Source organism: Peribacillus sp. SIMBA_075, assembly GCF_046534585.1.
Window position 1 is genome coordinate 1 of sequence record NZ_JAWRYN010000416.1, and the last position, 285, is coordinate 285.

The following is a 285-nucleotide window of genomic DNA, read 5'->3' on the forward strand; positions in this document are numbered from 1 at the left end:
ATACGTTTCCTTCCATCTGCTCTAACAACAGCTCTGTTGCAATTTTCCCCATTTCATAAATTGGCTGTGCAACAGTTGTAATAGATGGATACATCATTTCTGTTAAAGAAATTCCATCGAATCCGATAATTTGTAAATTATCCGGAATAGAAATCCCCTTTTGAAGTGCAGCCTTTACAATACCTATTGCAATTAAATCATTTCCAGCAACAATTCCATCAATATGTGGGTATTCTTCTAATAATTCCACCGCTACACGCTCACTATTAGCTGGATCAAATGTAC

General features: G+C 36.1%; 1 pseudogene. It reads right to left on the reverse strand.

Annotated elements, in window-relative coordinates:
- Positions 1-285: pseudogene (rbsR, locus tag SB775_RS28825) on the reverse strand (ribose operon transcriptional repressor RbsR); the annotation flags it as partial.